This is a genomic window from Planctobacterium marinum (genome assembly GCF_020687805.1).
Lineage (GTDB): Bacteria > Pseudomonadota > Gammaproteobacteria > Enterobacterales > Alteromonadaceae > Planctobacterium > Planctobacterium marinum.
Genome location: NZ_JAJEWQ010000003.1, coordinates 732,720 through 747,223 on the forward strand (window position 1 = coordinate 732,720; position 14,504 = coordinate 747,223).

The following is a 14,504-nucleotide window of genomic DNA, read 5'->3' on the forward strand; positions in this document are numbered from 1 at the left end:
ATACGTCAAAAAATTAAAAGGGCCACCAGGTAGAAGCAAAAAACTTGCCAAGCCAACCTTGTTGCTGCACCTGAGAAAAGCTACCCGTGCCACTGTATTGAATTCTGGCATTAGCTATTTTGGACGATAAAACTTCATTCGCCGGATTGATGTCAGCCGGTCTGACAATACCGGTCAGGCGTATATACTCATCACCATTGTTTAACGTAAGCCATTTTTCGCCGCGAATAATCAGATTGTTGTTGGGCATCACCTGCACCACAGTTACGGAGATGTTGCCGCTAAGATTATTACTTTGGTTCGCTGAGGCATCGCCTTCAAAGTCGTTAGTGGCACCTAAATTCAGTTGAAAATCGCCACCCAAACCCAAATTTAAGTTACCACCACCAGGTCCGGTGATGGGGTCAAAGTCAATCTCAGATTCCCGTTCCAATGTGGTGCTGGCGGATTTAGTCGCCGAGGTATTTTCCCGCAGAATGACGGTAATAATATCGCCAATACGTCTGCCCTTAGCGTCTGAATACAAGCTGTTGGCATGCATAGCGTTGAATATGGAGCCATCATTGGAGATTTGCTCCACAGGCATTTCTGGCACGACCGGCGCAAAAAAGGGATCATTGGGCCGCGGATCGACGGGAACAGTAGATTGACAGGCCGTCATCAGTAATGCAGTCGAAGCAATCAGAGCCTGTTGGGCATTGAGCATTTTCATCTTAGATCACCTCTATAATTGCTGGATAACCTGACCTAACATTTGATCCACCGCTGAAATTACTTTGGAGTTCATTTCATATAAGCGCTGGCTCTCAATCAGGTTGACCAATTCTTCCGTCACATTAACGTTGGAGGTCTCCAAAGCACCTTGTTGGATAGTGCCCAGTCCATTCAGTCCGGGAACTCCCTGTATAGGCGCACCACTGGCGGCTGTTTCGACATAAAGATTTTGCCCAATGGGTTGTAAACCCGCAGAGTTGACGAAATCAGAAATATTCAGCTGGCCCACAATAGTAGGTGCCGCCTGACCTCGCACCTGCACTGACACTTCACCATCCTGAGAGATAGTTATTTGCTGCGCATCTTCCGGAATAGTAATGGCTGGTTGTAATTGGAAGCCGGCACCAGGGGTCACAATCTGTCCGGTATCGTCCAGGGTAAACTGACCATTCCGGGTATAGGCAATCGAACCGTCCGGCTGCAAAATTTCAAAAAAACCTCTGCCCTGAATCGACATATCCAGCGAGTTTTCAGTCGTCAGCATGTTGCCCTGGGTGTGTGCTTTTTGCGTCGCAACCACCTTACTGCCCGCTCCCACCATCAAACCTGACGGCAATTCAGTATCCGCAGATGAGCGACCACCAGGTTGGTTAATGTTCTGGTACAGCAAATCTTCAAATATTGCCCGGTCCTTTTTGAAGCCGACCGTACTGGCGTTGGCCAGGTTATTTGAAATGACAGACACGTCTGTTTGTGCCGCGTCTAATCCTGTTTTACTAATCCACAATGCCGGGTGCATAAATCACCTCCTCATTTATTTCGAAAGCCTTATGCTTTCAGATATATTCAAAATCGTTGTTGCCTGATGCGGTTAAGCCATTACATGATCATCATCAGTCGCGTACCGCGCTCATCAATTTCTTCTGCCTGCTTCATAAACTTCACCTGCATTTCGTAATGACGTTGCGACTGGATAATGCCCATCATCTCTTCAATGGGATTGACATTACTGGCCTCCAGGAAACCGGTTCTGATACCAACGGTTAAATCCTGGTCAGCCTGTTCGCCATCTGGCAGGCGAAACAAGCCATCCTGGCTGCGTTCTAAATTATTCAGGTCGGGTTTAACTAATTTGATGCGACCTACCGGCTCCAGCACATTGGCAGGAGCGCCCTGAGGTCGAACAGAAATGGTACCGTCTTGCGCAACATTCACGTTAGAAAGTGGTATAGGCAGGAAAATGGGTCCGGCTTCACCCACTATCTGATTGCCCCGGGTATCCAATAATTCTCCATTGGTCCCCATTTGCAGGCTACCATTTCGGGAATAGGCCTCACCGCCATTTTTATCCAGTACTGCAAACCAGCCGTTACCTTCAACGGCAATATCCAGATCGCGGTTAGTTTGAACCATGGCGCCCGGATCATAGCGATTGGCCGGACTTTCCGTCATGGCAAACACCCGCGTCGGCAAACCGTCGCCGAATGCCGGCATGGCACGGGCCTGTTCCATCATTGCTTTGAAACCGGTAGTTTGCGCATTGGCCAGGTTATTGGCCCGAACCGCGCTTGCCAGAAGGTCTTGCGAGGCACCCGAGGCGGCAATATAGAGCATTTTATCCATGACAGTTATTTGACCTGTTATTAACTTAACAGGATAAAAGCATTAATCATGCCAGGAAGATAAGAACGGATAAAATAAAGGCCACAGAACAGTGGCCTTTGATAACAGAACAAAGAATAGCTTATCGAATACCCAGAATAGTCTGATTCAGAGCATTGTTAATCTCCAGTGCTCGCGAGTTCGCCTGGAAGTTCCGTTGAGCAATGATCATGTCAATCAGCTCTGTGGTCAGGTTAACATTCGATTGTTCCAGTGCGGAGGAGTTGATATCGCCGAAAGTACCTGTGGTAGCCTCACCCGCCAGGGCTTCGCCAGACAAGATGCTTTCTTTCCAGGACGCATTACCATTTTGAGTCAGGCCCTGCTCGTTAGAAAAACGCGCCAATGCAATACGACTGATAGGCTCAGAGGTACCATTGGAGAAAGTTGCACGCACCAGACCGTCCGGACCGATATCAATGCCTGTTAAGCGCCCTACCGGCAAACCATCCTGCTCCAGTGAAGTCACTTCAAAAGAAGATGCAAACTGGGTGGGTTCGTTGTCGCCAATTCCGTTGGTGTCCAGATTGAAATTGATTGCCAGCGTCTGCGCTGTATCAGCACCTGACGTCAGCCCGGTCAGGGCAACCGTTGTTGGCAATAATATGTCACCGGCAGTCCCTGTTGGTAAAGAAGAGCCATTAGCGGCTTGCACCTGAGTAAAATCACCACTGGAATCAAAGACTAAGCGGGTTGCCCAAACACCTGTAGTGCCGGTAGCTCCACCGGGTCCGGTTAAGGATTGTCCAAAGCCCACATAGTTTTGGTCTACACCGGCTACCGGACCATCATTTGGGATAGTTGGATCTGCAGGCACCGTACCGTCGGGGTTGGTATAGTCGTAAAACTCACCATCGACTGAGGTTACCACTAACCATTCATTGCTGGCGGCGTTTTCGTCTTTAATAAAATAAAAAGTTTGAATATGAGATTCGCCCAATGAGTCATAGATAGTAATCGATGTAGACGCATTATAGGTAGTAGTGTCATTGGGGTTAAAATCATCGGGGTCCAGCGCCGGATCACCAGCCGGCAGATTCATTCTTAAATCCACCTCTGTAGTCGCCGATGGATTACCCGATGAATCGGGGATCTGCACCGGCTCAGCAGTACTCAGCGCGATAGAAGAAGAAGTACCATCACTGTTAACCGGGAAGCCCAACAAGTTGTCTCCCTGCGAGTTAACCACAAAGTTATCTTCATCCAGCTTGAACTGACCTGCCCGGGTATAGGTAAAGTCTTGTGACGATATATCCGGCACCGTCACGAAAAAGCCGTTTCCGGTAATGGCTAAATCTAGTGCGGTGTTAGTAAACTGCAAACTGCCCTGGCTGAATTGCTGGGCAACTTCCTGCGTGACTACACCATCGCCGACTTTAGTACGACCACCACCTAAAAGTGATGACGCAAAAACATCGCCAAACTCGGCACGTGATTCTTTGAATCCCACGGTGTTAACGTTGGCAATGTTGTTTGCCGTGGTATCCAGGTCTTTTTGAGCGGCAGCGACACCACTCAGGGCTATATTAAATGACATTGCTCGTTCTCCTGTTAATTAGCCGACATTTATAATATCTGATAGGCGGATACTCTCATCACCCGCCAGGTTGAGTACCACGCCTGAAGTACCGGCACCGGCCAGACTGACGCTTTCTACTCTGCGATTAATTCCGTATGGGATAGATTCGGTTTGACCGTTAACCTCACCCTCAATTTTGATTTTGTAGGAGCCGGGCGGCAAAATATTGCCAGCATCATCGGTTCCGTCCCAACCAAACTCAATATTACCAGCCTGCTGACTGCCCACATCAATGGTGCGCAATACCTGGCCAATACTGTCTTCGACGATGATTTTCATGTCTTTGACGTTTTCCGCGGCAACGGCTGTACCTGTCACCTGGGCGTTCATCTGAACATTCAGTTGGGTGTTTAAGCCATCTACCGTACCAGTGGCTTCAACTTTGTATTTTCCACGCGGCATGTGGTTTCCATCTGCGTCAGTGCCATCCCAACCAAAGGAAATAGCTCCTGCATCATGATTACCACCGTCAATCTCACGCACCACTTCGCCATATTCATTCAGGATTTGAATTTTCATGTCTTCCACAGGAGCATCGGCAATAATGGCTCCACTGACTGCACCGTCCTGCCAGGTAGTACCCACACTGGACTCAGTTAACACTGTTTGTCCGATGAGACTGGTGGCCTGTAATGCCTGATTGGAATTCATTGATGCTGCAAACTCATCAAACTTATCGTTTAACTGCGATAAGCTGTCAGCCATAGTAAAGCTGGTCATCTGCGCCACCATCTGGTCGTTATCTACCGGCTTGGTGGGGTCCTGCATTGCGAGCTGTTCAGTCAGCAAAGAAAAGAAATCTTCCTGTGTTAACTGGGAATTGGCATTGGGATCAGCAACAGGTACCCCTTCGTCCTGCCAGTAAAGACCATCGTTTAATAATCTGTCTCGAATAGCGTCCATATTCTTCTCCTATCGACCCTGACCAAGCATCATAACCCGACGGAAAATACGTTTAGTTGTATCCGCCACCTGCACATTTGCTTCATAAGCTTTAGATGCTGACAACATATCTGCCATAGACTCCACAACATTGACATTGGGCTTGAATATGTAACCGTCTTCATTGGCCATAGGGTGATTGGGTGAATATTCCATTTGCAATGGTTTTTGACTTTCCACCACACCAAGGACATTCACTTTGGTTCCCAATGGGGACTGTGCATCACTGGCATTTTTCATTTCGGCTGCGAAAACAGCATGCCGTGCTTTGTAGGTTTCGCCATAAGACGAGCTGACGCTGTTTGCGTTAGCAACGTTACTGGCGGTCGTGTTTAATCGGATACCTTCTGCATGCATACCTGATGCAGCAATATCCATGACATTAAATAAACTCATTATTGCTGCCCTCCGGTCAGTGCTTTTTTCATGCCTTTAAACTTGCCGTCTAAAAACTGCAGGCTGGCCTGATAACGCAGGCCGTTGTCTAAAAAGTTATTCTTTTCAATTTGAGATTCGACTGTGTTGCCATCGCCAGTGTCAGGTTGTGTAGGTACCCGAAAAGTAATTAAGCGATCGCTTTGCATCTGGCCTTCAATGTGGCCAGTGGAAGTGCGGTTTAAGTGCATACGCTGTTCGTAGGATGCACTTTTCATCGCTTCCTGAAAATTAATATCACGCGCCTTGTACCCCGGAGTATTTTGGTTTGCCAAATTACCGGCGATCAGTTCCATTCGATCCTGTCGAACAGACACTGCGCGATGATGCAATGCGGTTAACTTATCTAAACTGATGGCCATGATGACTCTCCACAGCGTCAAAAAACTTACAGTGGAGTGAAAGCAAAGCACATGCCAAAAATGAAACTCAACAGAGGAAAAGTGAAAATGAGCAACTCAGAGCCGGAGTTGAAACGCCCGGCTCAGTGCCTTAAAGCCGTGACCGGTTACTTTCGGGTGTAGTAAAGGCCGGGGTTACAGCGGACCATATTAAAATCTGACGACAGGCCTGCCATAGATTCAGAAGCGCCCAGGAACAACACGCCATCTTTATTAAGCACTGTCGCTATTTTTTGTAAAATGGCACTTTTAACATCCGGAGCAAAGTAAATCAGTACATTGCGGCAAAACACCATGTCAAAGCGGCCAAGATTTGCATAGCTATCTAACAGGTTCAACTGGCGGAAATTCACCATGCGGGTAATTTCAGGTTTGATTCGCTTGTTGCCTTCGGGGGTATCTTCAAAAAATTGGCGCTTGCGTTCATCTGACAATCCCCGGGACAAAGACAGGTTATCATACGTCGCCTGCTTGCACTTTCTCAGCATTTCAGTAGACAAATCTGTACCGGTTATTTGTACCCCCGGAAAACGACTGTTTTGCTTTTGATATTCCGCCGCCGCCATCGCAATAGAATAAGGTTCCTGACCAGAGGATGCGGCAGCACACCATATCTTAACCGGCTGACGACTTTCAGAAAATCGGGCAAACAACTCCTTGTTCAACAATTCGAATGGATACCGATCGCGAAACCACAGGGTTTCGTTGGTGGTCATCGCATCTATTGCGTCTTCACGCAGCCCGCGATTGCGGCCATTAATAATGTCGTTAACCACCTGGCTGAGTGATGGCTCTTCATATTTACGCATTAATGGCGCTAACCGGCTGCGCACTAAGTATTGTTTATTTGGACCTAAAACAATGCCACAACAACGCTCCAGAAATTCGCTGAATAAGGTGTAGTCGTCTTCACTTAAGGTTTTATTCACCACGAACCATTATTCCGTTGCAGATTTATCCAACCATTTTTTAACCGCGGTGGCTAATTCATCGGGATGAAATTTAGCGATAAAATCGTCAGCCCCCACCTTTTTCACCATCGCCTGATTAAATACACCACTTAAAGAAGTGTGTAATACCACGTGCAGCTTCGCCAGTTCTGGCGTGCTCTTAATTTCTGCAGTCAGGGTGTAACCATCCATTTCAGGCATTTCTATATCACTGACAATGACGCCTACTTTGTCGGTGACATCGCCGGTTTCAGCCGCAATTTCTTTTAGTCGCTCCAGTGCTTCCCGTCCATCTTTGGCCGCTTCGATTTCAAGTCCCAAAGAAGACAGCGCTTTTTTAACCTGACTGCGGGCAACTGAAGAATCGTCGGCAATGAATATGATCTTGTCATCCAGACTGGCATCGTGCCTGGCCAGCTCTTCTACCATGTCCTCTCTGACCACTTCTCTGGCAGGCGCAATTTCATTGAGGATCTTTTCAACATCCAGAATTTCGATCAGCTCGCCGTCTACTTCTGTTACTGCGGTTAAATAGCTCGCTTTCCCGGCGCCCTCGGGTGGCGGTAAAATGGCTTCCCAGTTGATATTGATGATACGTTCCACCGAAGACACCAAAAAGCCCTGCACTGAGCGGTTGTATTCAGCGATGACGATGAAGCTGTTTTTAATGTCTTCAATTTTTCTACCGCCAGTGGCCATGCTCATATCAATAACCGAGATAGTTTGGCCTCGAATATGCGCTACGCCACGTACCAGCGCATTGAGTTTTGGCATCGAGGTGAGAGGCGGGCATTGCAGCACTTCTCTGACTTTGAATACGTTAATCCCGTAGCGTTGGCGGTTATTCAACTTGAACAGTAGCAACTCAAGTCGATTTTGCCCCACCAGCTGAGTTCGTTGGTTTACAGAATCTAAAATTCCCGCCATATAGCACCTCTAATTTATCCAATCAGGCACGATATTTGATTATCTTGTTCACGTGATTGAAATTTATCCGCACAGCGTTATTTTTTTGACGCTGTCTACTGTTTTTAGAAATTGTCTTTAAGCATAGCCAAATTGGAAGAAAGTGAACATGAAAAATTTCGCCAACATCAAGAAAACTCTAAAACTTTCCCTTTTGGGATGGTTTATAACAACCAATATAGCGGCTGCGCAAGAAAAACATTTAATGCATGATTTAGTCAAAGAAACCGCTGAAATTTATGTTTATCAAAACGCTGACGTTGAAAACATTAACGATGTCGAGATCACCATTAGGGATGTCGACGAGCGTGTGCACATCCCGGTCTGTCCGGTTGATCTGGTGGCCAGTAGTAGTACGCAATCGCTACAACAATCCAATATTACGGTAAAAATCAGTTGTCCCAGCAACGGCTGGTTTTACTACATGAGTGCTCAGGTGACTGAGATGCAGGAAGTGGTCGTAGTGGCCGATACAATATCACCAGGCACCTTGTTAACAGAGAACAATCTCAGTATCGAAAAAATTGACAAACGGCGTTTACGCGGCGGCACCTTCAGTGACAAAGACGAAGTCATTGGTGCCAGGCTAAAACGACGGACCCGCGATGGCAGCCCTGTCACTGCAAATATGTTGTGTTTTGTGTGTAAAGGTGATGCCATAGTGATTACTGCAAAATTAAGCGGTCTGGAAATCAAAACCAGTGGTATTGCGCTCCAGGATGGCAACATAGGCGATACCATATCGGTTAAAAATCGCCGCTCTAAGAAACAGATTGAAGCTCAGGTGGCCAATGTCAACGAAGTTCAGGTGCATATCTGATCCGCCTCTTTTTTAAAGGGCTCAGCGTGCCGGTATGTTGCCTTTGGGCAGTTTAGTTTCAGCCACTTTGTATACATGAAGTTGTTGATTTTATAGAGACTTTTATGTGTGCTTAGATTACACTGGATAAATCGAAATCCAGTGCATAAAAAAACGACAAAATTGTCGGTTTTTTATTAAAGTTAGTAATGTCGATGCCGATACACTAACTGAGGGTATCAAAAGTATTGGAAATTAATCATGGCTATTAACAATGTAAATGGTGCTGGCCAGAAACCGCAGTTGGAGAGTCAGCGACTCAATCAACAGCAAACTCAACAGGGCCAGAGTGCCAACACGGCACAACAGGCGCAAACTGCATCAGCAGCGCCGCGTCAAGATTCTGTGTCTTTAACACAGTCTGCACAGCAGCTTGCTAACGTGCAGAAAAAGGGCAACGATGCTCCTGTAAATCAGGACAAAGTAGATAAACTGAAAGCAGCTATCCAGAACGGTTCTTACAAGATCGACGCAGAGCAATTAGCCTCCAAGATCTCTAAAGCTGAGTCGGACCTGTTTGGCTTATCCAAAGGTTAATGAATGTCAGACATGACTAACGCGCTTACGCAACAAATTTCATTGCTGCAGGCATTGAAAGAAAAGCTTGATAACGAGCTGGAATTAATTGTTGCTCGTGACGCTGACGGTCTGCTGACATTGGTTAACGAGAAATCAGATTTACTGGAACAGATTGCTGAAAACGACAAAGTACTGCAGTCAGCCAGATTGTCATCCGGTGAATTCAACGATGCTCAACGTCAATTAGCTGAAAATGGCAAAGCCCTGTTACTTCAGTGCCAACATCAAACCAACGTCAATGCAATCGCGGTTGAAAAAAACCAGATCCGTTTACAACGGCTGCGGGATGTCATGATGGCGACGCGCAATAAAGAATCTATGACCTACACGAATAAAGGTAAAACCCAGGGCGGAATGCTCGGCAGCGGCGTTAAAGCCTGATCCTACCCACCTTTATACGACTTCTTCCCAATATCATCTGACAGTGACCTGGTGTTTTTCATCCACTATAATTGTGACTTTATTTCTTGTTGGTGAAGTTCCATTAAAAAACCTCCGGTAAAGGAGGTTTCAGGTGGAGTTACTTTTATGTAGTCGCCTTACTCTGTGTTAGCTGGCCGCAGGTCGCAATATGACATCAAGCCGTGTTAACACGCCCGGATTAGTAATAAACGACGTCTTTGACTTTGCGAGGCCGGGCAGTTGATAAATAAATGTCGTAAACTTTTTGAAAATCCAATGACAACTCTGTCGCGTAAACATCCTCGCCCACCGGGTATGATTTGATGACTTGTGCACCGCGAATAACCCCTTCTACAGAGGCTTTTAGCTCATTGTCCCGCAAGACCAAATTAGCCAAAGACTGCTCAGTGTCAATGCGCTGACCATATACCTGCTCTGCCAGTTCTTTATATGCGTCTAATTTGGATGCTTTAATAGCCATCAACATTTTAACGGAATCATTGTTGCCCATCTGCGAACTGATAGGAGCATACCCCACCGCAGTTAGTACCGGATATTCTTCAGGTTGTACATACTCCCACTCCACCTGTTTATCACTGTAATACATAGACTCCAATGTCTTACACCCGGAAACACTCAGAGCAAGCACACTGACAATGAGTGCCTTATCAATCCTGTTTACAAATTTGCTTATCATAACTCACCTAAATCTATTGCAGCCATACTGTTCAGCAGGCACTAAGCCAATATCCATGAATGTTAAAATATTGACATTGATATTCTGTCAGCTTTTCAAAGCAAGTTTTTTGCCAAACCAGCATAGTTTACCGGGCAGATTAATAAATAGTGGTACGTATCCTGCTTCAAGTGGGGCAATATATTTAGAAAGGGGCAATAGCGTAGTTTTTTGACACTATTAAAATGTAGATTCTATGCTCAGCCCACTGTATGGATCTGTTCAGACTCATAACGAGGTTACCATGTACAAGCTAATATTATTCTGTTGTGTTTCAATCCTTTCCTGTGGCGTGCAATCGGCCTGGTTTGAATCAACAGGTCAGGCCGTCATTCACAATGACAACAAAACCCTGGCAAAACAGCAGGCTACACATGAAGCCATCAGACAGGCACTGTTGTTTGCCGGTGCCTCGGTGCGCAGCGTACAAGAGATGACGGACGGTTTACTACAAAATGACCGCCTCGAAATTCGCGCCAGTGGTGAAGTCGCCAGCGTAGAATTAATCAGTGAACACTATTTTGACGACTATGTAGAAGTCGCTATTCGAGCGGATATTTTTCCACAGCGTGATCAATGCAGTGCTTCTGATTATAAAAAAAGCATCGTTACCAGCAAACTACACATAAGTGCCTTTCGGCAGGCTGCCATAGGTGGACTGAATAATGTTTCAGGCCCAATTTCTGAGCGCATTAAATCCAGTTTTGATACATTTTCTCAGCGAGCGCTGATCAGTAAAATCGAGCCCTACACCTTTTTCCCGCAGGCTCATGAACTAAAAACACAGTCCATGTTGTTGTCGGCCGAATCCAATGCTCAATACGTGCTCATCGGAGACATCATTGAAATTAGTCTGGATAGCAATGAACAAACTTACCTGGATGTTGCCAGGTTTTGGGAGAAAAAACATCCGGAGCGCAATCTGGCGATCCGCTTTGTGTTAATTGACGGGACAAAAGGTGACATATTGCTGGATAAGATTTATCGAACCTCTTCGGTATGGGAATTCGACAGCCATCAAACGCTGGAAACCAATAGTAAAACCTTGTGGCAGTCACCGTTTGGAAAGGTCACCGAAGAGTTACTACGGGAATTAACCGCAGATATCGACAACCTAATCGCCTGTAACCCCACTTATGGCAGAATTATCGCCATCCACAACAACAGCCTGTCGGTTAATCTCGGGACTAAGCAAGGTGTTCAAAAAGGCGATGAGCTCTCAGTGTTCCAAATGAGGCAATTTTTCTCCCCGTCAGGTATGCCGCATATCCAGTATTCGATTCACCCTTCTAAGGTAACCGTCGCCGAAGCCTTTTACGACTCCTCGTTACTCAGAGTATCCGATGGTACTCCGCTGGCCAATATTCAGCCAAACGATTTTGTGGTCAGAAGATAAGGGTTTCAAAGCGGTTTTGAATGGGTAATAATCATCGTAAGGCTTTGTATCTAATATAGAAAGCTGTAACCAAAACCTGTGTGTCCCCATAGTTTAACCGGATAAAACAAGAACCTCCTAAGTTTTAGATCTGCGTTCGAGTCGCGGTGGGGACGCCATTCGTGCAGCCCTTTAAATACGGTAAATCCCACATTTTTAAAGGCGTTCAGCATTTCATCAAACGACACACCAAAAACCTAAAAAGGTCAAAAAACAGCCAAAAAGGTGTAGAAAGTTATTCTGCGTGGGCACAATGTTGGCATTCATTAGCCTGAGATGCGCTACCTTTCCTTGACTGAAAGTGTATCTAAAAGTGTTATTTTGTTTTTCTGTAACTCAATCCTTCATAAAAATACGCTGCAATCTGGTTTCGTTGTTTTTGAACATTTACATCTAACTCTTTGTAATTATGAAGTTTTTCATCTCCTGTAGAGTACCTCTAAAAAGTATTTGTTAAACTGTCACTTATTTACCATGATGGCGTACACACCACCCACAACAGTTAAAATATAATCCATTGAAGAAGTTAATAATTAACCAGGAAACAACATGAAAATGGTAAATTTACCTCTCGCAGTTATTCATTGACTTTAAGGATGTCGCTTTGAACAACAAGTTGATCGTCACTACAGGTTCCATATTAATAGCATCTGGTCTTTTCTTTTACATCTCAGTTGAACCTGTAGTGGAGAAGACATCCCTGGAAATTTCGAATGCCACGGATAACAATAATAATTTATCAGAAGGCTTAGCCTCTGTGAGCCATGACTCCTCCAAATCGCAAGCGCAGGAGTCAGCTCAAATCGTCGAAGACAATACCGGTGACCTGGAAGTTCAAAAAGTTCCAACTGACAAAGAGCTTGTTGACTTTGCGATTGAAAAAATTATGGAAACTGACTTTGGCTTGAGACCTGATCGTTATTCTATTGAACAACTGACAATCATTGGAAAATACATTAAAGGCATACCACTTACTCGAGAAGAATTAGAGATTAACCTGACTTACTTCCTCGATGGCAGTCTTCGTATTGAAAATGAAAATCCTGAAGGTCCTGTAGGGGGGGCAGATTTTGAGGGCAAAGAAGAGTGGGTTGATGCACATGCTTACAACGAGGGTTTTAAGTATTGGAATAGCTTAGTAGCAGATGGTGATGCACAAGCTGCCAGACTCCTTGGTCGCTATTACTCTACAACTGGATATACGGATGATGCAATAGCAACTTACAAATACATTATTCCTCACCTAAAAACCCAAAGAGACAAAGGTTACATAACATATCAATTAGCAAACGAGTTGAAAGAAAAAGAACCGTTTACCGCTGCAGTGTATTACTGGTTATCAATTTCAGATTTCAATTCCAGTCTAACAAACGGAGAACTGCAAAACATTTTGAGCCAATACGATAACGGAGAGATACAGGAGAAAACAAAGGAAATTTACAAGAATTCAGGTTGGAATAATGATTGAGATCTAGCGGGACGGTTATGAAAAAGATTCTATTAAAAATGTTATTTGCAAATCACCAGTACACTTGAGTCAGTAACTAAATCTTGCAACCATCGTTAAAGCATCAAATCTCTTGCACCGAAAATGCACAACCTGTTTTGAGTTTGACGGGAAGTGTGGCCACATTACGATTCAAATCAGTGACCATCTTTCCCCTTATTTCAGGCCATTAGACCCAGCAGCATTGTAGTCAAACAGGTGAACCGAGATCAGATACTCAATTCCTTTTTCATGAGTTTCACAAATTGTTTTTGTGTTTGAATATCAGCTCGGGGACGGCACAGTTCCCACCAATTTTTTACTGTATCCAGTTCCAGTGCCAGCATAGATTTAACATGACAATTTTCAACCGCCACGACTTTTTCACGGCTGATACCCAACTTATCGGCTATTTGTTGTTGCGTCAGGCTGCTTTCCAGGCGTAATCCTCTTAGCACCTCAGAACGTTCAATATGTAATACATCTGTACTTTTAATCGCCATGGCTTACTACTACTTCCTGATAGTGAGTTGTCTGCTGGTTAATTAGTCAGTTTTTTAACCAGAGATATAACTCTATTTCGATATGTTTACTTACCGTGAACGTTAACCAAAAACAGCTAAAATAACAACACAAACAGGATATTTTTTTACCTTTCAATATTTCCATATTGTCTCCGTGCCAGGTAACAATAAAAGCAAGTAACGCAACACCTTGAATGACCCCAATTAATACCAATATAAATAGAAAATGTAGTTAGTAAACAGGTTGAGTTATGACTGTTGAAGAGGATTTCAGTGCATTTTTAGCTGAGGTCGCTGATGTGAAACAGCTAAAATCAGACGATAAGGTATTTCTGAAAAGGCAGGACGGCAATGAGCTGGCCAGACGATTACGCAGAGATGCCATCAAAAGCGAACAACGGCGCAGTAACAACTACCTTACCCTCGCAGACATCGACCCAATAGCCCTAAATGATCCGATTCAGTTTAAACTGGAAGGCGTTCAGGATTTGGTTTATAAAAACCTCAGGCTGGGGAAATACGCGATAGAAAGTACCTTAAATATGCAATCTATGACCCTGGACGTAGCACATAAAGAGGTGTTTGAATTCATTACTCAGAGTCATTTACGTGGATTAAGATGCGTGCTCATGCGGCACGGCCTTAACGAAAATCGTAAACCCTTTCCCGGTTACCTCAAAAGTTATCTCAACGTTTGGCTACAGCAAATCCCGGAAGTGCTCGCCTTTCATTCCAGTCAACTACAACATGGCGGACTAAAGAGCACCTACGTGTTGTTGAAGAAAAACAAGCAACAAAAAGCCGACAACAGAGAACGTCACAAACTCAGGTAGT

General features: G+C 45.0%; 17 protein-coding genes. 6 read left to right on the top strand and 11 right to left on the bottom strand.

What is annotated here, in order from left to right:
• Positions 1 to 13: 13 nt before the first annotated feature.
• The 9 genes from flgH to LJ740_RS13000 form a co-directional block, all read right to left on the bottom strand.
• Positions 14 to 706 carry a flagellar basal body L-ring protein FlgH gene (flgH, locus tag LJ740_RS12960; protein WP_229529650.1) on the bottom strand — a complete coding sequence of 231 codons (693 nt, stop codon included), beginning with the start codon at positions 704 to 706 and terminating at the stop codon, positions 14 to 16.
• Between the two features lie 18 nt (positions 707 to 724).
• The gene (gene flgG, locus LJ740_RS12965; RefSeq protein ID WP_229529515.1) at positions 725 to 1,513 is read right to left on the bottom strand and encodes a flagellar basal-body rod protein FlgG; all 789 of its coding nucleotides are present in this window, start codon (positions 1,511 to 1,513) and stop codon (positions 725 to 727) included.
• Positions 1,514 to 1,593: 80 nt separating this feature from the next.
• Positions 1,594 to 2,337 carry a flagellar basal body rod protein FlgF gene (locus tag LJ740_RS12970; protein WP_229529516.1) on the bottom strand — a complete coding sequence of 248 codons (744 nt, stop codon included), beginning with the start codon at positions 2,335 to 2,337 and terminating at the stop codon, positions 1,594 to 1,596.
• A 121-nt stretch (positions 2,338 to 2,458) separates the two neighbouring features.
• Positions 2,459 to 3,913: a flagellar hook protein FlgE gene (gene flgE, locus LJ740_RS12975; protein WP_229529517.1), complete on the bottom strand. Its 1,455-nt coding sequence runs from the start codon at positions 3,911 to 3,913 to the stop codon at positions 2,459 to 2,461.
• Between the two features lie 18 nt (positions 3,914 to 3,931).
• Positions 3,932 to 4,858, bottom strand: coding sequence for a FlgD immunoglobulin-like domain containing protein (locus tag LJ740_RS12980; protein ID WP_229529518.1), 927 nt, complete (start codon positions 4,856 to 4,858; stop codon positions 3,932 to 3,934).
• Between the two features lie 9 nt (positions 4,859 to 4,867).
• Positions 4,868 to 5,293: a flagellar basal body rod protein FlgC gene (gene flgC / locus LJ740_RS12985; RefSeq protein WP_229529519.1), complete on the bottom strand. Its 426-nt coding sequence runs from the start codon at positions 5,291 to 5,293 to the stop codon at positions 4,868 to 4,870.
• Positions 5,293 to 5,694 carry a flagellar basal body rod protein FlgB gene (gene flgB / locus LJ740_RS12990; protein ID WP_229529520.1) on the bottom strand — a complete coding sequence of 134 codons (402 nt, stop codon included), beginning with the start codon at positions 5,692 to 5,694 and terminating at the stop codon, positions 5,293 to 5,295. Before flgB ends, flgC begins: the two co-directional genes overlap by 1 nt.
• Before the next feature lie 146 nt (positions 5,695 to 5,840).
• A complete protein-coding gene (locus LJ740_RS12995) occupies positions 5,841 to 6,665 on the bottom strand; it encodes a CheR family methyltransferase (protein ID WP_229529521.1) in 825 nt (274 codons plus the stop codon).
• Positions 6,666 to 6,671: 6 nt separating this feature from the next.
• A complete protein-coding gene (locus tag LJ740_RS13000; protein WP_229529522.1) occupies positions 6,672 to 7,610 on the bottom strand; it encodes a chemotaxis protein CheV in 939 nt (312 codons plus the stop codon).
• 244 nt (positions 7,611 to 7,854) lie between these two features.
• On the opposite strand from LJ740_RS13000, the gene flgA reads away from it, so the two are divergent.
• The 3 genes from flgA (at position 7,855) to flgN (ending at position 9,468) form a co-directional block, all read left to right on the top strand.
• Positions 7,855 to 8,469, top strand: a complete 615-nt coding sequence (gene flgA, locus LJ740_RS13005; protein ID WP_267498242.1) for a flagellar basal body P-ring formation chaperone FlgA — start codon at positions 7,855 to 7,857, stop codon at positions 8,467 to 8,469.
• Positions 8,470 to 8,709: 240 nt separating this feature from the next.
• Entirely contained in the window at positions 8,710 to 9,045 is a 336-nt protein-coding gene (flgM, locus tag LJ740_RS13010; protein ID WP_229529524.1) for a flagellar biosynthesis anti-sigma factor FlgM, read from the top strand.
• A gap of 3 nt (positions 9,046 to 9,048) precedes the next feature.
• Positions 9,049 to 9,468, top strand: coding sequence for a flagellar export chaperone FlgN (flgN, locus tag LJ740_RS13015; RefSeq protein WP_229529525.1), 420 nt, complete (start codon positions 9,049 to 9,051; stop codon positions 9,466 to 9,468).
• A gap of 220 nt (positions 9,469 to 9,688) precedes the next feature.
• On the opposite strand, the gene LJ740_RS13020 is transcribed toward flgN, so the two are convergent.
• Positions 9,689 to 10,186 carry an LPP20 family lipoprotein gene (locus LJ740_RS13020; RefSeq protein ID WP_229529526.1) on the bottom strand — a complete coding sequence of 166 codons (498 nt, stop codon included), beginning with the start codon at positions 10,184 to 10,186 and terminating at the stop codon, positions 9,689 to 9,691.
• A 283-nt stretch (positions 10,187 to 10,469) separates the two neighbouring features.
• Between LJ740_RS13020 and LJ740_RS13025 the strand changes: the two genes are divergently transcribed.
• Together LJ740_RS13025 and LJ740_RS13030 are read left to right on the top strand one after the other, a co-directional pair.
• Positions 10,470 to 11,621, top strand: a complete 1,152-nt coding sequence (locus LJ740_RS13025; protein WP_229529527.1) for a flagellar assembly protein T N-terminal domain-containing protein — start codon at positions 10,470 to 10,472, stop codon at positions 11,619 to 11,621.
• Between the two features lie 643 nt (positions 11,622 to 12,264).
• The gene (locus LJ740_RS13030) at positions 12,265 to 13,128 is read left to right on the top strand and encodes a hypothetical protein (protein ID WP_229529528.1); all 864 of its coding nucleotides are present in this window, start codon (positions 12,265 to 12,267) and stop codon (positions 13,126 to 13,128) included.
• A gap of 248 nt (positions 13,129 to 13,376) precedes the next feature.
• Here the strand turns inward: LJ740_RS13030 and LJ740_RS13035 are convergent, their stop codons facing one another.
• On the bottom strand, positions 13,377 to 13,649 hold the full coding sequence (locus LJ740_RS13035; RefSeq protein WP_229529529.1) for a RodZ family helix-turn-helix domain-containing protein: 273 nt from the start codon (positions 13,647 to 13,649) through the stop codon (positions 13,377 to 13,379).
• A 272-nt stretch (positions 13,650 to 13,921) separates the two neighbouring features.
• Here LJ740_RS13035 and smrA point away from each other — a divergent pair, with 272 nt between their 5' ends.
• Positions 13,922 to 14,503 (top strand): DNA endonuclease SmrA, encoded by a 582-nt coding sequence (gene smrA / locus LJ740_RS13040; protein WP_229529530.1) that lies wholly within the window; start codon positions 13,922 to 13,924, stop codon positions 14,501 to 14,503.
• Position 14,504 lies beyond the last annotated feature (1 nt).